This window comes from Blautia caecimuris, from assembly GCF_024622975.1.
Classification (GTDB): domain Bacteria; phylum Bacillota; class Clostridia; order Lachnospirales; family Lachnospiraceae; genus Blautia_A; species Blautia_A caecimuris.
Genome location: NZ_JANJZT010000002.1, coordinates 116,316 through 135,832 on the forward strand (window position 1 = coordinate 116,316; position 19,517 = coordinate 135,832).

The following is a 19,517-nucleotide window of genomic DNA, read 5'->3' on the forward strand; positions in this document are numbered from 1 at the left end:
ATTCAGAAAATAGGAGGATCATATTATGAGCAGCTTATGTATTAAAAATGCTTCTGTTATTGTAACCTGTGATGATCAGGATTCGGTTCTGGAAAATTCCAGTATTCTGATCGAAGACGGGGTTATCCGAAGCATCGGACAGCAGACTTTTTCCGCAGATGAAATTCTGGATGCTTCCGGATGTATGGTTTATCCGGGACTTATCAACACCCATCACCACCTTTATCAGACTTTCAGCCGTAATCTGCCTCAGGTACAGAATATGGAACTGTTTGAATGGCTGACCACACTTTATGAAATCTGGAAAAACCTTGACAGTTCTATTATTTATCACAGTTCCGTTACGGGTATGGGGGAATTATTAAAAACAGGCTGTACTACCTGTTTTGACCATCATTATGTCTTCCCGGGCGGCAGTTCTGTCTCTCTTCTGGAAGCTCAGTTTGAGGCGGCGCGGCAGCTTGGAATCCGCATGTATGCATCCAGGGGAAGTATGGATCTCAGTAAAAAGGACGGAGGCCTTCCCCCTGACAGTGTGGTTCAGTCAGTAGACGAAATCCTGAAAGATTCCAGAAACGCTGTGGAAAAGTTCCACAATCCGGCGCCTTTTTCCATGAATATGGTTGCCCTGGCTCCCTGCTCGCCTTTCAGCGCAGGGAAAGAGCTGTACCGGCAGTCTGCTCTTCTTGCCAGAGATCTGAGAGTCCGCCTTCACACCCATCTGTGCGAAACACTGGACGAAGAAAACTATGTTCTGGAAAAATACGGAAAGCGTCCTCTTTCCTACATGGAAGAGCTTGGCTGGACAGGCAGCGACGTATGGTATGCACATGGCATCCATTTTAATGATGAAGAGCTTAAAATCCTTGCGGAAACAAAAACAGGAGTGGCTCACTGCCCCATTTCCAACATGAAGCTTTCCTCCGGGATCTGCCGTATCCCGGAAATGCTGAAGCTTGGAATCCCCGTGGGACTGGCAGTTGACGGAAGCGCCAGCAATGACGGCTCCAATCTTCTGGAAGAGCTCCGTGTCGCCTATCTTCTTCACAGGCTGAATTCCAGCAGCCAGGCTCCTGACGGCTATGAGCTGCTGAAGCTTGCCACCAGGGGAAGCGCTGCTGTTCTTGGCCGCAGCGACATCGGTTCACTGGAGCCGGGTAAAGCAGGCGATCTTTTCCTTATACGGAAAAACCGTCTGGAGCTTGTAGGCGCAGACCTGGATCCAAAATCCATGCTGGGAACCGTAGGATTTAAGGGCGCTGTAGATTATACTGTTGTAAATGGGAAAATTGTTGTCAGAAACGGAAAGCTTACTGGAATTGACGAGGAAAAGGCTGTTTATGAAGGCAAAAGGGCTGTAAACGAATATCTGAACAGATAAAAAGTCCTCCTGGCTTTCCGGACAGGAGCAGAACATTTTACCTCAGCTCTTAACAGCAAGCCGCACAAAAAAGGTATTTCCAAACTGAAACAATGTCTGGAAATACCTTTTTATTTTTATGCTTTATTTATTACAGTAGGTTGTATGAAGAAGATGGTGCGCAATATGGCTGTTGGGCTCTTCCAGGAATTCTTCGTAAATCTTTTTGATCGCAGGATTTTCGTGAGATTTCCGGTAGGCCAGTTCTCTGTCATGGGCAAAGGTCGCAGCTCTTCTTGCCGCATAGGCCTCTTCTCTGTCTGTATCCATAAGAAGCTTGGGCTGTCCGCCTCCGCTGACACAGCCCTCCGGGCAGGTCATCACTTCAATAAAATGAAGATCCAGCGTACCGTTCTTTACTGCTTCCAGCACAGGAACCACATTTTTCAGTCCTGTGACAACACCAACTTTCAGATCCAGGTCTCCCACTTTTATCACAGAAGTACGGAAGCCCTCTGTACCGCGGACTGCTGTCACTTCCAGATCCGGGATCGGCTGTCCGGTCACAAGCTCATAACCGGTACGAATGGCTGCCTCCATAACGCCGCCGGTAACGCCGAAAATAGTTCCCGCGCCTGTATAAAGACCAAGAGGCTGGTCAAACTCCTGCTCATCAAGAGCCTCCCAGTCAATTCCCATATCCTTAATAAGCCATGCCAGATCTCTTGTTGTAATGGCAGCATCTACATCACGGAATCCACTGTCTTTCATTTCCGGACGTTCGCTTTCAAACTCCTTGCAGGTACATGGCATTACAGAAACGCTGTAAATATCCTTACCTTCTCTGCCTTCCAGCTGCGCTCCGTAAGTTTTAAAAATCGCTCCTCCGATCTGCTGTGGACTTTTCGCGGAAGATAAATGATCTTTAAGCTCCGGATAATTATCCTCCAGGAATTTTACCCAGGCCGGACAGCAGGAAGTAAACATAGGAAGAACGCCTCCCTCTGTCACACGTTTTACAAGCTCTGTTCCCTCTTCCATAATAGTTACGTCCGCCGGGAAGTTGGTATCGTATACCCGGTCAAAGCCAAGAGCATGAAGAGCTGCGGATAATTTTCCCGGAGTAAGGGTTCCAAGCTCTGCGCCAAATTCCTCTGCAATGGCAACCCGCACTGCCGGAGCACACTGCACAATGGTGAATCTGTTTTTGTCTGCAAGAGCTGCCTTCACCTCGTTCAGGTGGCAGACTGCATGAGCTGCAAAAAGCGGCTCCTGAACGGAATCCGGAATATTTCTTTCTTTTTTTACTCTTTCGTATGCGTCTTTTCCATGGGTCAGTACAGAAACATAGGATTTACATTTCTGCACGCACTGACCGCACATCACGCATCTGTCTGTATCAATGGTCTGCGGTTTTCCCTGCTCTCCCACAATGGCATAGGCAGGACAGACCTCTGCGCATTCACGGCAGCCGGTACAGATATTCTGATCAATTGCTACTATCATGAATTTTGTCCTCCCTTATCTCCAGTTTTTTGTCAGAAGCAGAGCCTCTGCCGCCCTGATATTTTTTTCTTCTCTTTCTGCCTCAGGATCTACCAGACGGAGCGCCTGATGAGGACAGACACGGACACAGGCCGGACCTCCCTCAATTCCCTCGCAGAGATCACATTTGGATGCAAAAACCTTTGGTTCCGAAGACATTGCCTGGCCCACCAGACGTCCGTCCCTGGCATAAGGAAGAAGGGCGATCGCCCCAAAAGGACAGGCCTGCATACAGTCTTTACATCCGATACATTTTTCCGCATCCACGATCACCTGATGGTCAATGCGGCTGATCGCGCCTTTTGTACAGGCATTCAGGCAGGGAGCATCCTCACAGTGCTTACACTGGATGGGCATACAGCCCTGCTCAAATTTTGTAAGAAACAGTCTTGGAGTTACGGGAACCGTTACGGTTCCCACTGTTTTTCCAAGGTGATTGCTCTTACGGTTATGAACGGTGAAGCAGGCAAGCTCACAGGCCTTGCAGCCTGTGCATTTTGTACTGTCGCCCACCACAAAGGATCCGATTTCTTTTTTCATTTCTATGTCCTCCTATTCCTGTGGGTGCGTTTCCAGATATGCGTTTCTTGCCGCTTCTGCTCTCTTACGCTCCATGGCGTCTCCAAGCTCATCCTCTGTCACAAGAGTCAGAGCTTCTGTAGGACAGACTCTCACGCAAGCCGGGCCTCCGGAAAATCCGTAACAGAGATCACATTTATTTGCCACTTTTTTCTCTGTTCCGTCTGCCTGGAATTTTCCGGTCTGGACTGTCATATTGATAGCGCCGAAAGGACAGGCATCCATACAGGATTTACAGCCCATGCATTTTTCTGTATCAATGACAATACAGTGATCCTTCTGGGAAATAGCCCCAACCGGACACACTGCCATACAGGCAGGATTTTCACAATGCTTGCACTGCACCGGAACACTTAAATTCGCTGTTTTTACCATATGAAGCTTCGGATTAAAGCTGTAGGAATCCGGATCCACCTCAAAGATATGCTTTCCCTCATGGGCAACCACACAGCCGATCATGCAGGTACGGCAGCCGATACAAAGGTCAGGGTTTCCTTTCACAAAGTAATTCATGCTTTTGCCCCCTTTCCTGTATCAATGCCCATCTGCGCACGGATATCGTCATACAGCTCCATAACATGGCGCTCCGCCCACTGCTGGTCTTCGATCTTTTCTACACGGCAGGCACAGTATTTGTACTCGGGCGTATTGCTGATGGGATCAAGCTTGGCTGTTGTCAGCTCATTGCAGGCTCCGATCCACCACTGGTAGGTCATGTAGGTTGCACCCGGTTTTACACGGTCCGTAGGAAGACACCGTGTAATACAGTAGCCTCTCTTGGAAAGGATCTTCACAAGCTCGCCCTTTTTCAGGTTCATTTTCTCGCAGTCCTCTGTATTCATCTGAACCCATCCCGGTTCATCCTCCAGATTACGGAGAGTACGGCAGTTTCCTGTCATAGTACGCACAGAATAATGACCTACTTCGCGGACAGTGGAAAGAGTCATTGGATACTGGTCGTTTTCCAGCTCTACCGGCGGATGCCAGTCAGTGCCGTAAAACAGAGCCTTATGATCCTTTGTTGCAAAAATTCCGTCCTTATGGAGATACGGTGTTCCCTTATCCTCCATGGATTTGTCCCGGCAGGGCCACTGAACGCCGCCGTATTTTTCAATTTTTTCGTAAGTAGCGCCTGTAAAGCTTGGACAGAGGTCGATCATTTCATTCCAGATCTCTTCTGTATTTTTGTAATTCATTGGATATCCCATGGCTGTGGAAATATCTGCAATGATCTGCCAGTCCGGACGCATATCTCCTTCCGGCTCGATCAGCTTGCGCACTCTCTGGAAGCCACGGTCCGCACAGGTATAAATACCTTCGTTTTCACCCCAGGCAGTAGCCGGAAGGATTACATCCGCATAAAGCCCGGTCTTATTCATATAGATATCCTGCATTACCACAAAATCACATTTGTCCAGAGCCTCGCGGACCTCTGCAAGGTCAGGATCGGACTGAGCCGGATCTTCTCCGAATATGTAGTATGCGTGGATTCTCTTCTTTTCTTCCTTCTCATGAAGGATTCTGTGAGGCACATGAGTGATCGGGCAGCCAACCTGATCAGAAAGAGGAACGCCCCATGCTTTTTCAAATTTTTCGCGGATTTCCGGAACGGTTACATTCTGATAGCCCGGATAGGAGTTTGGAAGAGCTCCCATGTCGCAGGCTCCCTGCACGTTGTTCTGTCCGCGGACCGGACCGATGCCCATGGACGGGCCGCCGAAGTTTCCGGTCATCAGCGCAAGGTTGGCAAGTCCCTTCACAACGTCTACTGCCTGTGTAAACTGACAGACTCCCATACCATAAAGAATCATGGCCGGTTTGGTGGTTGCGTACACTCTTGCTGCCCTGCGAATGGTTTCTGCCGGAATATGCGTAATAGGCTCTGCATATTCCGGAGTGTATTTTTCTATTACTTTCAGGAATTCGTCAAATCCCTTCGTGTGTTCATCAATAAACTTTTTATCTGCAAGACCTTCATTCCAGATCACATTTGCCATGGCATTTACAAGAGCAAGGTTAGAACCGCCCTTAAGCTGCAGATGAATATCTGAAATACGTGCGGTCTCCGTCACGCGGGGATCTGCACAGATGATCTTCATTCCCTTTTGTTTTCCCCTTACAATACGTCTTGCCACAATAGGGTGGGAATCTGCTCCGTTATAGCCGAAGCAAAGTAAACAGCCTGCATCCTCGATCTCCGGGATGCCCATTGACATTGCGCCTGAACCTAAAGAATACAGTAGACCCGCTACCGAAGGCGCATGTCATATTCGGGCGCAGTGATCGACGTTGTTGGTGCCGATGCACGCGCGCATAAATTTCTGCATCAGATAATTGGCCTCGTTTCCTGCTCCTCTGGCAGAGCCTGTTCCCATAATGGAATCCGGACCGAATTTTTCTTTGATTTCCCCAAGACGTTTCGCTACATAGGAAATTGCTTCCTCCCAGGAAACCTCTACAAGGGGTGATTTTTTTCCGCCTTTACGGATCATCGGTTTACGAAGACGTTTCGTAAGAATCTGGGGATCATTAAGATAATCCCAGCCGTAATGACCTTTCAGACAGAGGGTTCCCGCATTGGTTCTTCCGTCTGCAGGGACTGCTTCCACAATCTTGTTTGCATCTGTATCGACTGTGAACATAATCTGGCAGCCTGCTCCGCAATACGCGCAGGTTGTCTGGACTTGTTTTAAAGCCATACTTGTTCCCTCCTAACATAAAAATATATGATGTCTGTTATCCCTGAGATAACTGCTTCTGCATTTTCATATGCAAAAGCTGATGAATCTTCGTTTATATTTTAACATTGTTAATTTTTATTTACAAGAATCCAGCTCTATTTTTTGTACAAAACAGCCAAATTCTTTTTTCTTTAACCTTAATCTTTGTTAGTTTGAACTATTTTTATCAGAATTTCTGTGCATTTCTCTGTTTCATGGAAACCAAACACCGGAACTCCCGGAATTTTAAGCTCTGTGTCTGTCACAAGTCCCAGTAAAGTATCCGGCCTGCAGACACTTTTATGGGAAATTTCTCCTCTCACCAGCTCAAACTTGGGATAATCAGAATCCTTCATCCCCTCCAGAAGAATAATATCCGCCTCCGGAAAAAATTCTGCCAGCTCCTCCGCCCGGACATCCTGCTGCTGTTTCACCACCTGCCACTGTCCGGAGGAAAAAATACAGGTTCCGTAAGCGCCTGCCTGACGCATCCGGTAAGTGTCCGTTCCCTCCCGGTCCGCCTGAAATTCATGACCGTCATGCTTGATCACAGCCACCCGGTATCCCTGTCCGGCAAGTTCGGAAATCAGCTTTTCCATAAAAGTAGTCTTGCCGGAATTTTTTACTCCGCTGACTGCTGCAATAAAAGGTTTTCCCGTTCTTTTTACAGCATCCATACAGCCACCTGCTCTCCGGCTTTTACATTTTCCCTGCCCGCCGGGATATCCAGAAGGCAGTTGCAGCCCCGCAAAGTTCCGATTGCGCCTGAAGAAAAAATCCCCTGTGGAAAAGAAACCTTCCCATTCTTATACACAGCCCTCACAAACCTGCGGACTTTACATCTTTTTTCAAAGTCCACTTCCATGATCCCTCTTCTCATTTCCATAGCAAAGGCAGGATCTCCGGTCATGGCTTCCAGCGCAGGACGCAAAAGCAGTTCCAGATTTGCCATGGCACCAAAGGGATTTCCGGACAGGGAAAGGATCAGAGTTTTCCCGTATACGGAAAAAATAGTAGGGGTCCCGGGCTGAAGCCGGATCCTCCAGAATATTTTTTCTGCTCCAAGGATTTCCAGGGCTCCGTGAAGAATATCTTTTTTTCCTACAGAGACACCGCCGGTGGTAACAATGATATCCGCATCCTCTGCCGCTTTTTTCAGTTCTGCTGCCAGACCTGCCTCACTGTCTGCACAATGAGACACTGATTCCGGCTTCACTCCAAGCTCACGAAGCCGGGAAGAAACCATCATCCCATTGGAATCATAGATTTTTCCCGGTTTCAGAGGATTTCCCGGCTGGCAGAGTTCATCTCCTGTGGTAAGCACGCGGATCACCGGTTTCCGGTAAACAGCCACCTCTGTACGCCCGATACCGGACAGGATCCCCTGCTCTGCAAAAGTAATTCTGGAACCTTTTGCCAGAAGAAGCGAATTCTTTTTATAATCTTCGCCCTGAAAGCAATAATTGTCCCATGGCTTCTGACTTTTATTAACTTTTACAGTTTCTTCCCCGCAGTCTGTATCCTCCTGCTTTACCGCAGTATCTGCCCCTTCCGGAAAAGGAGCTCCTGTCATGATCCGGTATGCTTCTCCTGGTTTTATGGAAAAAGCCCCTCCATTATCTCCTGCATAAATGCAGCCTGCCACCTTCAGAACCGCAGGATTTCCCCTGACCGCTCCCCGGATATCCTCAGAGCGCACCGCATACCCGTCTACCGGTGATCTTGGAAACGGAGGATTGTCCAGCTCTGCATAAATATTCTCTGCAAGACAAAATCCATTGGCTTCCTCCACCTTTACTTTTTTTGTATCTGTAATCCTGTCTGCCCGTTTCAGAATTTCCTCCAGGGCATTTTCCAGCAAAATTCCCTCAATCATTTCACCTTCCCCTTTTCCATGTATGCTAAAAGCTCCCTATAATCTTCCGGAGTATTGATATTTCTCATCTTCCACTCCTCTGCGGATGTCCGGAAGGTATCGAATCCCCATGCATCAAGAACCCGAAACACCGGAGCAGAAGCCTTCTCTATCTGTTCTCCAATACAATCAGCCATGCAGACGGGATAAATCCCCATCAAAGGCTCTGTCCGTTCTCCGTGAACAAGCAGAAGAGGTTTCCCGGAATTGCCACCCTCTCTGCCATTCCCAAAGCTTCCGGCATTTTCAGAAGCAGCTGCGCCTAAGCTGTTCTCATGAGCAAGAAGCAGCTCCTCCAGCGTTTCCTCCGGAAACTGAGGCACATCCACCGGAAGCACCAGACAATAGGGTGTGTCCATTGCCTTCATACAGGCATGGAGCCCGCCTAAAGGCCCCCGTTCCCGGTAAATATCAGGAACCATTTGAATATGTATGCTGCTTTTTACTGTTCCATTCCGGAAAGCATCCGCTCCTGCAGCGTGAACGGAAACATAAACCTTATGGATTCCCAACTTCTCGGCTTTTTTTATCTGACAGGAAAGAAAACTATCTCCATCCAGAAGAAGTTCTGCCTTATCCTCTCCCATGCGGCTGCTTTTTCCGCCTGCCAGAAGGAGAAGGGAATAAAGCTCTGCCCTGCCTGTTTTCTGCTTTTCTGCCACAGTATTACATCACCTTTGCTTATAAATCTGTGTATTCCGTTTATCTGTCTGTACACAGATCCTGTTTATCTTTCCAGTATAAAACTTTTTTTCGGGCATGTATACAGATAATTTCTGTTTTTTAAGTGTATTCTCCAAAACAAACAGCGGTCAGCCTTTCAAAGACTAACCGCCATCCATTTTTAACTGTTTATAACATTCAAGTCCAACTCAGCAGTTTTCTCCGTATTTGTGACAATAACTGAAGGATTGCCGGATATAACTAACTGGATTTATTCCCCACAGTAACATTCTATGGCCTTATGAACAAATTCTGCTGTTCCGCAGCCTCCTGCCTTATCAATATTTTCTGTAAATCTTTTATCTTCCACATACATTCTGCCAAGTTCAGCAAGCACTTTATCCGAACAGGTATAATAATTATCTGTGATACAGCGCTGAAGTTTTTTCACAAGCTGCTGTGCCTGGGCAGAATCAGGCTCTCCCGTACGAATTTCTCCAAATTCTGTAAATATGTCCATCATCTGCATCATCGCAGTCTGATATCCCCCTGCGTTTCTGTCCTTTGTTTTCTGCTCATATTCCTGATATTCCGCTGTTTTTCCCCAGGCTACTTTTGCCTCTTTTTTATACTCCTGTATTTTAGTGGTGTCAAATGCTGAAAAATCCATATTTCTTTCTCCATTCTTCTTTATTCCACAGGCAAGAGCGATCAGATTTTCAAGACGCTGCTTTTTCAATATAAGAACCTCAATCTGCTGCTCCAGGGCCTTCTGTCTGTCAAAACCGGGAGCATCCATAATCTGTTTAATGTCCTTAAGCGAAAATTCCAGTTCACGAAATAACAGGATCTGCTGTAATTTTTCCAGCGCGCGATTGTCATACAGCCTGTATCCTGCCGTTGTATATTCTGTGGGCTTTAACAGTCCTATTTTGTCATAATACTGTAAAGTACGGATACTTACACCGGTCAGACGGCTTACCTCATTTACTGTCATCATCTTTCTGTTCCTCCTGTGTGGTGATTACAGAATAAACTATTACGCTGGGTCAGAGTCAACTGTTTTTTTATCTTTTATTACAAAAGAAGAGACTGCATGCAACAGTCCCCTTTTCCTTTATTGATCATTTATCTTCCAGTCCAGTCTGATTTTAGTCATCTGTGAAAGAATTGCTTCTTTTGCTGAGTCATTCAGATATACCGGATTGAGTTTTCTTTTTAAATATGCCAGATAAGTATCTTTCGTTTCGTTAATAAGTATTGCTGTAAAAAATCTTTCCCAACTAAAATACTTCTCACTTTCCACATAATCATACGGTGTATGCAAGACTGCCATTACAGTACTTTTTTTCAAAATACCGGAAGACAGTATCAGCCATTCAAAAGATTCCGGCAAATAAAGTGCCATATTTTTTCGGTCTGAAATTAGTTTCTGAACTCTGTCCATCTCCGAGCCAAATGCTGCACCATCTGCTATCACAAGTATTTTTTCATCCTTATGAGCATTCAGATAATGGAATATGTTTGACTTTCCATTCATGGTTTCGCATTCCAACTGATTCTCTCTACATATTTGTTTAAAAAACTGATATCCGGAATTACTGTCTTCTGTAATAATCACTTCAGGCATTATCTCTCTTTGATAAGCATTCGTCCCATATAAACGATAAAATTCATGATAAATCTGCTTTAAAGTTCCATACTTTCCCGATGTACGAATTCCATAAATTTCTTCTACACTATAAGGTAAAGTTGGCAGTGATTCTCTGGATACGATCACATAATAATTATCTGTCTTCTGTATCGTTCCCGCAAATTCCTCAGTTCGAATAAATTCATTTCCTTCATCTATAAATACAATACTGTCAGAGATCTCGCCCAACTGCCCCTTCCATAAAGAGCCTTCCAGCACATAACATTTCTTGTCACATACCAGCTCTACCGGCGTACCAGACGGATTATTTACATATTCTCGAATCATATCTACCAATGTAGTTTTTCCTGTTGCGCTGTCGCCCCGGATGATTGTCAGATTCCTTCTCAGTTCAAAATCATATTTTAATCGTTTGGTAGAAACAATGATTCTGTGCTTTCCTTTCATTATATTACCCCCGTCAAACAAACTCTCCGGCTATTGATACCAGTTCTTCCATTGAGTGCACAATCTGATCTGTATTCAACACACGTACAGCAAATGATTCTTTCCCAAAATCCATCAGATGCAGAAGATTCACTGTCCGATCTTCTGATTCTGCAATCCTCAGCAGCCATTTTGCACAGTTATCCCCACAGGTGGAAACGTTAAAAACTTTGTCTTTATCGAACTTTACAAGAATCAGAGTTTTTACTCCTCCCGACAATCCAATAGGTGGAATTTTACCAAGTACAGGACTGTCAATTACACCGCTGTCCAGAACTGTTGACTGATCCACATCCTGAATCATCTCCTTCACAAAAGGATCGACAATCCAACTGTCCTCATAATCATATTTAAAATAAGCTGCTGTGTTATATACAGCCTCTTTCATATTTCCATAATAAATGTTAAGCATTCAATTCACTTCCTTTTTTATTCCATTTGATTCTCTATCAATCTACAAAGTTGATACCATAGCCAAGATTTCTGCAAAATATATCTTTTATCTTTCGTATGTAAGTATAACACGTATCATTGTTGTTGCCTATCTTAATCCATTATCTAAAATCCAACTTCAATAGAAACGTTAATCGTATTCACCAGACAAAAGAATGCTCTTAATTGTCATTCTCCTTGATAAATTTCTCCGTTCAAGCTTACTTATCAGGATTAAAATTTAATACTTTTTTACATTTACTGACAGCATAATATAACTCCCTGGTAGCGCCTTCAGATTTATGCCATCCGTTCAACATATAAACGGCATCAACCATATCAATAATACAGAATCCCATTTTTATGTACTCTTCATCTGTAGCACAATCCGGCATGTTAGCCATAATTTTTACTGGATTATATACATCAAAGTCTTCCTTTAGCCTATCTTCTGCTTCTTGAAAATTTTCCTTATAATTACTTACGCCTGTAATTGGACCTGCAATATATACTTTCATCTTTATTCTCCTATTTGATGATTCTCTTTCAACAATGAATGGTCTTTCATTTTACCGGGAATCCGAACACCGCCAGTAAATATTGCTGATATTTTCTTTTAATATTTAACCGGTTTCAAGGCTTCTTCACCTTCTCCTGTCTTCTGCATTTTTTCGCATTCCCAACCACAGTGTGCTAAAAAATGCCACCAATACCAGCATCCCCACGCCAGTGGATTCCTGAGCGAATTTTGTTGTGAGATTCAGCTTTGCCTGTTCTGCGCCAACCTGTTGAACTGCACCAGAAAACCGTTCCAGCGCCCAGTCTGTTTTCAGAAGATAATAGTAGATCATTCCAATATAAACCGCAAGATCGCCTGCCATGATCCCCGCATACACATTTAAGGATTTCTTCCAGGAAAAAATTCTCTTTTTGGCTACAAAATAATATAAAAACATGATCATACCGCTGCCAAAGATCAGCAGTTCCAGTTCCATGACAAACACTGAGATCACAGCGTTTCCACTATTCATATTGAATATCATCCGCTCTGTAAGAGCATCAACTCCTGCTTTTACCAAAGCTGCTGCCCCTCCGAACAGAACCGCCTGAAAGATCACCTTAAAATAACTGTCAACATTTTCCATATACTCTCTTATTGCCACATAGAGGCTTCCTGCATAAAGAAGCCACCATACAAATGAAATAAAAAATGATTCGTCAAAATATCCCCAGACCATGTAGGGGATGCGCACAGTCACTCTGGAAAACACACCGAAAAATATGGTTGCCGTTACAGCAATTACAGCATCTCTGCTTTTACTCATAGCATTCCCTCCCGGACTTTATTTTTGTATGTTTACTGCTCTGCTTCTTCCATTTCTCTGACCAGATAATCAAATCCTGTTCTATAGTCTTTTTCTCTGTATACCGCAATACCTCCGGCCTCTAATTTCTGTAAGACTTCCTCCTGTTTTTTATCTTTTGGTTCATAAACAATTAATTTCAGGGAAGGAGGCTCTGCCAAAACCTCCAGATTCTCCACAGAAACCTCGTACAGATTTACTGCTTCCAGTTTTCTCAGTTCAGACAAGACAGAAATATCAGTAAAGGGATTATAAGCCAAATCTAAAATACGAAGATTTTTCATATTTCTCAGCCCACGAATATTTTTGATAATGTTATAATTAATATCCAGTTCTTCTATCTGCCTGCATTCTGAAAGAAAGTCCAGATCTTCAAAATAATCAAAATATGTCAGACTTAATTTTCTCAGCTTTTTCAGCTCCGGAAGCGTTTCCTCCAGCATATTTGTAATTCCGGCTCTGTGCTTCTGAAATTCTTCCTTTTCCTCATCTGTCATACTGCCTGTGTCATATGTCAGATGCAGTTCTTCCAGATTTGGAAATAATTTCAGATCTTCCAGCGTCTCAAAACGCCCGGAGGTGTCTGTTACATAAAAGCTTTTAATCCGGTCTGCTTCTTCCTTCAGCACACTTCCTCTTCCTGAATCCAGAAGATAAAGCGTCTGTATTTCCATATTTTTATCCTGGAATTTTACGCATTTACTGTCATACCAGAAACGCAATGCCAGAAGACCTGTTACCAGGATAAGCAGACCAATAGAACAATACATTGTTTGTTTCTTCACCAGCTCTCCTCCTGAATTTTAATCCGCTATATATTTTCTGAATTTTTATTTTATATGATTATATCATCCAAAAATTCATCTGTCATTATTTATTTTCCAGATTGTTATTGAACCTAAAATGCAAAAATTCCACTTCGTATAGCAGAATTTATCTTGCACAAATGGATTTTCGCCAATCATACGAAAAATCCCTCACCATTTCTGCCTTGATCATCCTGTACCAAAATCCCAAAACATACACAAACAGGCTACCATATCTCTGTGAGCCAGAGCCGGCAGCCTGCTTTTTTAATATAATTTGCCAATATTTACTTCTTTGTGATGAATCCTTTTGCCTTCAGAGTCTCTGCGCAGAGAACAGCTCCGCCTGCAGCGCCTCTTACTGTATTGTGGGACAGACCTACGAATTTGTAATCGTATACGGTATCCTCACGGAGACGTCCAATAGAAACGCCCATTCCATTCTCATAATTTACATCCTCTGTTACCTGAGGACGGTTGTCTTCCTCAAGGTACTGGATAAAGTGCTTCGGTGCGCTTGGAAGCTCAAGCTCCTGAGGAACGCCGCTGAAGTTTTTAAGAGCTTCGATCAGCTGCTCTTTCGTAGGTTTCTTGCGGAATTTTACAAAAACAGCTGCTGTATGGCCGTTCAGTACCGGTACACGGATGCACTGGCAGGTGATCACCGGTTCCTGAGCAGGAACGATCACACCGTCCTCAATTTTGCCCCACAGTCTCAGCGGCTCTTTCTCGCTCTTCTCTTCCTCGCCGCCGATGTACGGAATAATGTTGTGTTCCATTTCCGGCCAGTCCTTAAAGGTTTTTCCGGCACCGGAAATTGCCTGATATGTAGTAGCCACTACTTCATATGGCTCAAATTCTTTCCATGCAGTAAGAACCGGAGCATAGCTCTGAATGGAGCAATTTGGTTTTACTGCGATAAAGCCTCTTGTTGTACCAAGACGTTTCTTCTGGAATTCGATTACGTCAAAGTGTTCAGGGTTGATTTCCGGAACAACCATCGGAACGTCCGGTGTCCAGCGGTGAGCGCTGTTGTTGGAAACAACCGGAGTTTCTGTTTTTGCGTACTCTTCCTCAATAGCCTTGATCTCGTCCTTGGACATATCTACAGCAGAGAAAACAAAGTCAACAGTTGCCGCAACCTTCTCTACCTCATTTACATTCATTACAACAATATTTTTTACTGCTTCCGGCATCGGAGTATCCATTTTCCATCTTCCGCCTACAGCCTCTTCATAGGTCTTGCCTGCGCTTCTCGGGCTTGCTGCAAGTGTAACAACCTCAAACCACGGATGATTTTCCAGAAGAGAAATAAATCTCTGTCCTACCATTCCGGTAGCTCCTAAAATACCGACTCTCAGTTTCTCGCTCATAATAATCGCTCTCCTCACTTCATGTCTTTGTATTGCATACATTTGTCGTTCTTGTAAATACTATAACACTTTTTGGAAAAATGCAAGTGTTTTTTCTTATGTTTCAATGATTTTGAAGATATTCCTGATTAGCTCTGATCACCTGTTCCATCACCTCTGAACCGGGAGCGCCGTAGGTGCAGCGTTTTTCCACACAGGTTTTCATGCTGATGGCTTCGTAAATGTCTTTTTCAAAAACAGGGCTGATCTCCTGATAAGCTTCAAGGGGCAGCTCATCCAGAGAAATTCCCCGGTCAATACAGGTCAGTACCAGCCGTCCCACAATGCCGTGAGCATCGCGGAAAGGAACACCGTGATTTACAAGATAATCTGCTGCATCTGTGGCATTTGTAAATCCGTTCTTTGCGCTGGCTTCCATGACATCCTTACGAAATTCCATGGTAGAAACCATTCCTGTAAACAGGGCAAGACAGCCTTTTACCGTATCAATGGCATCAAAGGTCAGCTCCTTGTCCTCCTGCATATCTTTGTTATATGCCAGAGGAATTCCCTTCATGGTTGTGAGAATGGATATCAGTGCTCCATACACACGGCCTGTTTTTCCACGGAGAAGCTCCGCAATATCAGGATTCTTTTTCTGAGGCATAATACTGCTGCCTGTGCTGTATGCATCGTCAATTTCCACAAAACGGTACTCATTGGAATTCCAGAGGATGATCTCCTCAGAAAAACGGCTGAGATGCATCATCACTGTAGACAGAGCAGACAGAAGCTCGATCACATAATCCCGGTCTGACACAGAATCCATGCTGTTTCTTGTAGGCTCGTCAAAGCCCAGAAGCTCTGCTGTATATTCCCGGTCAAGAGGATAGGTGGTTCCTGCCAGCGCCCCTGCCCCGAGAGGACAGGTGTTCATTCTTTTTCGGATATCTGCCATGCGGCTTCTGTCTCTCCGGAACATCTCAAAATATGCTCCCACATGATGAGCCAGAGTTACCGGCTGCGCTTTCTGTAAATGGGTAAAGCCCGGCATGTAGGTATGGATATTCTCTTCCATGATCTTCTGAAGAGCCACAAGAAGCTCTTTTAAAAGACCGTCAATAGCGTCAATTTCATCTCTTGTATACAGCTTCATATCCAGAGCCACCTGATCGTTGCGACTTCTTCCGGTGTGAAGCTTTTTACCCGGATCACCGATCCTGTCAATCAGATTTGCTTCCACAAAGCTGTGGATATCCTCATACTCGGAAGTGATCTCAAGCTTCCCGGATTTTACATCTTCCAGAATTCCTTCCAGACCTTCCAGGATCTGATCCCGCTCTTTTTCTGTGAGGATTCCCTGCTTTGCCAGCATTTTTACATGAGCCCTGCTTCCTCTGATATCCTGCTCATAAAACTTCTGATCAAAAGAAATCGAAGCATTAAAGTTATAAACAAGCTGATCCGTTTCCTTTGTAAAACGGCCTCCCCATAACTGTGCCATAATAATTACTCCTCATTTCTGTATAATATTAATAATTAACCATTCAGCAACTGCTTTTCCGCATCAAATAACGCCCTGCATTCACAGTGTTTCCGGCTGATTGCTACCAGTATATCACACTTTTTCCAAAAATCAAACAAAAAGAATATTTTTTGCATATTTATTCATTTCTGTCTCTTTTTGAAAATACACAGCCACAGTAATCCTGACGGTACAGATGATGTTCTCCGGACAGCTCAATGGAACGCTTGTAGCCGTTTTTTTTCTTGAAATCAGAAGGAAGATGGGCCACTCCGTAAATCTCTGCCAGTTCTTCTCCGATTTCATTTATTTTAGGCGCATTTTTCAGAGGACTGATGGACAAAGTGGTTGTAAAATAATCATAACCGCCTTCCTTTGCCAGCTTCGCCGCCTCCTCCATGCGGAGACGATAACAGCGAAAACACCGCTCTCCTCCTTCGGGAACCTGCTCCAGCCCTTTTGCCATCCGGAAAAAAATCTGAGGATCATAGGTTCCCTCAACCAGCTTTACCGGATGAATAAAATTCATTTCTCCGATCATGCGGCGGATCTCCTCCACCCTTTTTTCGTACTCCTCCTTTGGAGAAATATTTGGATTATAAAAAAAGACTGTGATCTCAAAATATTTGGACAGATATTCCAGTACATAGCTGGAGCAGGGCGCACAGCAGCTGTGAAGAAACAGCCGGGGCACCTTGTTTTCTTTTTCAAAACCGGTGATCAGAGCGTCCAGCTCTCTCTGATAATTTCTGTTGTTCATGTAAAGTTCTTTACTCCTTATACTCTCAGTCATTTTTTTCAGCAGACAGAGACACTGCCCACTGTAAAAAGGTTACTGTTCACTCCGTTCACAGCAACGGGCCAAAATTCATTTCAGATTGCCTGCGGCAATGGAATTTTGGCTTGTATGTCTCGGAATTTTGGCATATACATGCCAAAACACCTCGCGGGATAGAGCCGTGTGAATAGTAACGTAAAAAGACCTTTATTTTACTGTTAAAATTCCTTTTGCTCATGGGTCATATTTTATCCCTTTTTACAGGCACCGTCAACAAAAACAGCTGCTGTATCCAGACAACTGAAATGAAATTTTAGGATTTACACAGATATGCAAAACTTTCTCGGCTTTTGACTTCGTGGCAAGTATAATTGGCTCATACCTGATACAAAAAATATACAGAAACAGAGGTGATTCCCATATGAATCCAAAACAGATTTTAAAAAATGTACACTGCCTGTTGGACTGGAAGCAAAAAATAACTTTTTTGTTTATTATGCTGATCATGATCCTGTCCTCCGTCTTAACGCAGCTCACTCCCAAGGCGATCGGCTGGCTGACAGACGATATTCTTTCCCAGACTGAAATTAATTTTTATTCAATTTTTCCCATACTGTTTTTTATTCTGATCGTAAATGTTGCAAATGAAGTTATAAAAATATTACGAAGGATTGTGGTGGAGGATATTGCCACAAAAACTGAGAAAAAAGCACGGGGACTTGTGATTGCTTCCTTACTGAAGGCTCCTTTATCCTACTTTAAGGATCACATGACCGGAAATATCCATGGCAGATTAAACCGCTGTCTGGAAGGCACTGTAAAGCTGGAAAAGCTTATTTTTATGGACTTCGCTCCAGCCATCTTTAACAGTATCGCAGCCATTGTTGTGATCTTCACCACCCTTCCGGTGAAGCTTGCCGTTCTGATGCTCCTTGTTGTCCCCATTGGAATTGCAATTGTTTTCCGGCAAATTCATACACAAAAGGGAATCCGGGTAGAACTTCTGGAATCAAAAGCACAAATGGACGGAGCCATTGTTGAACTTTTGAACGGCATAGAAGTGATTCGAATCACAGACAGCAATACCCTGGAGGAAAAAAGATTTACGGACAGATCAGAATATTTAAGAAGCAAAGAAATGAGACACCATTTACAAATGACAAAATATGACTGTCTCAAATTTATCAACGAAGTGTTTTTTACTGTTCTGATGATCGGTACTTCCGCCTGGCTGGCAGCACAGGGAAAAATCAGTGTGGGAGCTGTTCTCACCTCCTATCTTTGTTTTTCGCAGCTTATCAAACCTCTGGAAGAGCTTCACAGGATTCTGGACGAACTTTCCGAAAGCCTGATCCTGGCAGAAGACTTTTTCAAAATGGCAGATATTCCTCATGATTTTTCCTATGATGCAATTTCAGGTGTACCCTCTCAGGAAAACTCCGGCCCTTATATGATAGATATCCGCAATCTGAATTTTTCCTATAATAACGAAAAAAACATTATAAAAAATCTGGATCTGAGTATTGAAAAAGGCTCTTTCTGGGGAATTGCAGGCCCCAGTGGCTGTGGAAAATCCTCTCTGATAAAAGCAGTCTGTAAGCTGGAAAAATGCAGTGGTTCTGTTTTTATCAACAATATGGACATTCTCTCTTTATCAAGAAAGGATTTGTCCCGGATCATAGCTCTGGTTCCCCAAAATCCATTTTTAATTGCCGGAACTATACTGGAAAATATCTGCTATGGACTGAACTAGCAGCCCTCTGACAAAGAAGTAAAAGAAGCCCTCACAAAAGCCAATCTCTATGATTTTGTCAACAGTCTGCCGGAAGGAATTCACACAAAGATCAGCGAGGGAGGCAATAATTTTTCCGGAGACCAGAGACAGAGGATCGCCATTGCCCGTATCTTTTTACGGAAGCCGGAAATTCTGATTTTGGATGAGGCCACCTCAGCTCTGGACAATACCTCTGAGCGTTTTATACAAAATGAAATCGAACAGCTGAAAAAGGAAAACAACATGACTATCATTTCTATTGCCCACAGGCTTACCACCCTGAAAAACTGCGACAATATTATTGTTATGGATCATGGACAGGTGGTACAGTCCGGCAAATACCAGGAGCTCATAAGCCAGGAGGGTATTTTCAATGATATGTATTACGGAAAATTAAAATAGATTGCAAACTAAATCGAATGATAATTGTTTCTCTTTACACACTACCCTTTATTTGCATCTAAGATATTCACCTATTTTTAATTAAAAATCACCCTTCTTTTTAGAAAGGTGATTTTTTATATTTCAAAATGCATAAAAAATTATCACTAAAAGCACTTAAAC

General features: G+C 43.9%; 17 protein-coding genes and 2 pseudogenes. 3 read left to right on the forward strand and 16 right to left on the reverse strand.

Features of this window, described 5'->3' with window-relative positions; genetic code table 11:
• Nucleotides 1-25: 25 nt before the first annotated feature.
• A complete protein-coding gene (locus NSA57_RS02045) occupies nt 26-1,381 on the forward strand; it encodes an 8-oxoguanine deaminase (RefSeq protein ID WP_257463843.1) in 1,356 nt (451 codons plus the stop codon).
• A gap of 123 nt (nt 1,382-1,504) precedes the next feature.
• Here NSA57_RS02045 and NSA57_RS02050 read toward each other — a convergent pair whose 3' ends face one another.
• The 16 genes from NSA57_RS02050 to NSA57_RS02125 all read right to left on the reverse strand — a co-directional run bounded on the left by NSA57_RS02050 (nt 1,505) and on the right by NSA57_RS02125 (nt 17,161).
• Nucleotides 1,505-2,866 carry a [FeFe] hydrogenase, group A gene (locus NSA57_RS02050; RefSeq protein ID WP_147598202.1) on the reverse strand — a complete coding sequence of 454 codons (1,362 nt, stop codon included), beginning with the start codon at nt 2,864-2,866 and terminating at the stop codon, nt 1,505-1,507.
• 15 nt (nt 2,867-2,881) lie between these two features.
• Complete coding sequence (locus tag NSA57_RS02055; protein WP_257463844.1) at nt 2,882-3,445, reverse strand: 4Fe-4S dicluster domain-containing protein; 564 nt, start codon at nt 3,443-3,445, stop codon at nt 2,882-2,884.
• Between the two features lie 12 nt (nt 3,446-3,457).
• On the reverse strand, nt 3,458-3,997 hold the full coding sequence (locus tag NSA57_RS02060; RefSeq protein WP_257463845.1) for a 4Fe-4S dicluster domain-containing protein: 540 nt from the start codon (nt 3,995-3,997) through the stop codon (nt 3,458-3,460).
• Nucleotides 3,994-6,183, reverse strand: coding sequence for a formate dehydrogenase subunit alpha (gene fdhF, locus NSA57_RS02065; protein ID WP_257463846.1), 2,190 nt, complete (start codon nt 6,181-6,183; stop codon nt 3,994-3,996). Before fdhF ends, NSA57_RS02060 begins: the two co-directional genes overlap by 4 nt.
• Before the next feature lie 179 nt (nt 6,184-6,362).
• Complete coding sequence (gene mobB, locus NSA57_RS02070; RefSeq protein WP_147598198.1) at nt 6,363-6,881, reverse strand: molybdopterin-guanine dinucleotide biosynthesis protein B; 519 nt, start codon at nt 6,879-6,881, stop codon at nt 6,363-6,365.
• Nucleotides 6,869-8,080 (reverse strand): molybdopterin molybdotransferase MoeA, encoded by a 1,212-nt coding sequence (locus NSA57_RS02075; RefSeq protein ID WP_257463847.1) that lies wholly within the window; start codon nt 8,078-8,080, stop codon nt 6,869-6,871. The genes mobB and NSA57_RS02075 overlap by 13 nt, the downstream gene beginning before the upstream one ends.
• Complete coding sequence (gene mobA, locus NSA57_RS02080) at nt 8,077-8,781, reverse strand: molybdenum cofactor guanylyltransferase (RefSeq protein WP_257463848.1); 705 nt, start codon at nt 8,779-8,781, stop codon at nt 8,077-8,079. The genes NSA57_RS02075 and mobA overlap by 4 nt, the downstream gene beginning before the upstream one ends.
• Before the next feature lie 272 nt (nt 8,782-9,053).
• Complete coding sequence (locus NSA57_RS02085) at nt 9,054-9,782, reverse strand: MerR family transcriptional regulator (protein ID WP_257463849.1); 729 nt, start codon at nt 9,780-9,782, stop codon at nt 9,054-9,056.
• Between the two features lie 117 nt (nt 9,783-9,899).
• Nucleotides 9,900-10,883: a translation initiation factor 2 gene (locus tag NSA57_RS02090; protein WP_257463850.1), complete on the reverse strand. Its 984-nt coding sequence runs from the start codon at nt 10,881-10,883 to the stop codon at nt 9,900-9,902.
• Between the two features lie 13 nt (nt 10,884-10,896).
• A complete protein-coding gene (locus NSA57_RS02095) occupies nt 10,897-11,334 on the reverse strand; it encodes a DUF4869 domain-containing protein (RefSeq protein ID WP_257463851.1) in 438 nt (145 codons plus the stop codon).
• Nucleotides 11,335-11,575: 241 nt separating this feature from the next.
• Nucleotides 11,576-11,872, reverse strand: a complete 297-nt coding sequence (locus NSA57_RS02100; protein WP_257463852.1) for a DUF4406 domain-containing protein — start codon at nt 11,870-11,872, stop codon at nt 11,576-11,578.
• A 126-nt stretch (nt 11,873-11,998) separates the two neighbouring features.
• Nucleotides 11,999-12,679, reverse strand: a complete 681-nt coding sequence (locus NSA57_RS02105; protein WP_257463853.1) for a hypothetical protein — start codon at nt 12,677-12,679, stop codon at nt 11,999-12,001.
• 32 nt (nt 12,680-12,711) lie between these two features.
• On the reverse strand, nt 12,712-13,503 hold the full coding sequence (locus tag NSA57_RS02110) for a leucine-rich repeat domain-containing protein (protein ID WP_147598193.1): 792 nt from the start codon (nt 13,501-13,503) through the stop codon (nt 12,712-12,714).
• Between the two features lie 308 nt (nt 13,504-13,811).
• Nucleotides 13,812-14,897 carry an aspartate-semialdehyde dehydrogenase gene (gene asd / locus NSA57_RS02115; RefSeq protein WP_022066913.1) on the reverse strand — a complete coding sequence of 362 codons (1,086 nt, stop codon included), beginning with the start codon at nt 14,895-14,897 and terminating at the stop codon, nt 13,812-13,814.
• 103 nt (nt 14,898-15,000) lie between these two features.
• The gene (gene argH / locus NSA57_RS02120) at nt 15,001-16,380 is read right to left on the reverse strand and encodes an argininosuccinate lyase (protein ID WP_173752316.1); all 1,380 of its coding nucleotides are present in this window, start codon (nt 16,378-16,380) and stop codon (nt 15,001-15,003) included.
• Nucleotides 16,381-16,540: 160 nt separating this feature from the next.
• Nucleotides 16,541-17,161 carry an epoxyqueuosine reductase QueH gene (locus NSA57_RS02125; RefSeq protein ID WP_022066911.1) on the reverse strand — a complete coding sequence of 207 codons (621 nt, stop codon included), beginning with the start codon at nt 17,159-17,161 and terminating at the stop codon, nt 16,541-16,543.
• A gap of 514 nt (nt 17,162-17,675) precedes the next feature.
• Here NSA57_RS02125 and NSA57_RS19880 point away from each other — a divergent pair.
• Together NSA57_RS19880 and NSA57_RS19885 are read left to right on the forward strand one after the other, a co-directional pair.
• Nucleotides 17,676-18,476 (forward strand): annotated as a pseudogene (locus tag NSA57_RS19880) (ABC transporter transmembrane domain-containing protein); the annotation flags it as partial.
• 153 nt (nt 18,477-18,629) lie between these two features.
• Nucleotides 18,630-19,355: pseudogene (locus NSA57_RS19885) on the forward strand (ABC transporter ATP-binding protein).
• Nucleotides 19,356-19,517: the final 162 nt, after the last annotated feature.

Excerpts from the sequence above, each read along its gene's own strand:
- mobB (WP_147598198.1), bottom strand. The coding sequence starts at position 6,881 with ATGGATGCTGTAAAAAGAACGGGAAAACCTTTTATTGCAGCAGTCAGC.
- NSA57_RS02055 (WP_257463844.1), bottom strand. The coding sequence starts at position 3,445 with ATGAAAAAAGAAATCGGATCCTTTGTGGTGGGCGACAGTACAAAATGC.
- NSA57_RS02125 (WP_022066911.1), bottom strand. The coding sequence starts at position 17,161 with ATGAACAACAGAAATTATCAGAGAGAGCTGGACGCTCTGATCACCGGT.
- NSA57_RS02050 (WP_147598202.1), bottom strand. The coding sequence starts at position 2,866 with ATGATAGTAGCAATTGATCAGAATATCTGTACCGGCTGCCGTGAATGC.
- NSA57_RS02060 (WP_257463845.1), bottom strand. The coding sequence starts at position 3,997 with ATGAATTACTTTGTGAAAGGAAACCCTGACCTTTGTATCGGCTGCCGT.
- NSA57_RS02100 (WP_257463852.1), bottom strand. The coding sequence starts at position 11,872 with ATGAAAGTATATATTGCAGGTCCAATTACAGGCGTAAGTAATTATAAG.
- NSA57_RS02090 (WP_257463850.1), bottom strand. The coding sequence starts at position 10,883 with ATGAAAGGAAAGCACAGAATCATTGTTTCTACCAAACGATTAAAATAT.
- asd (WP_022066913.1), bottom strand. The coding sequence starts at position 14,897 with ATGAGCGAGAAACTGAGAGTCGGTATTTTAGGAGCTACCGGAATGGTA.
- NSA57_RS02085 (WP_257463849.1), bottom strand. The coding sequence starts at position 9,782 with ATGATGACAGTAAATGAGGTAAGCCGTCTGACCGGTGTAAGTATCCGT.
- NSA57_RS02045 (WP_257463843.1), top strand. The coding sequence starts at position 26 with ATGAGCAGCTTATGTATTAAAAATGCTTCTGTTATTGTAACCTGTGAT.
- NSA57_RS02095 (WP_257463851.1), bottom strand. The coding sequence starts at position 11,334 with ATGCTTAACATTTATTATGGAAATATGAAAGAGGCTGTATATAACACA.
- NSA57_RS02075 (WP_257463847.1), bottom strand. The coding sequence starts at position 8,080 with ATGATTGAGGGAATTTTGCTGGAAAATGCCCTGGAGGAAATTCTGAAA.
- argH (WP_173752316.1), bottom strand. The coding sequence starts at position 16,380 with ATGGCACAGTTATGGGGAGGCCGTTTTACAAAGGAAACGGATCAGCTT.
- NSA57_RS02105 (WP_257463853.1), bottom strand. The coding sequence starts at position 12,679 with ATGAGTAAAAGCAGAGATGCTGTAATTGCTGTAACGGCAACCATATTT.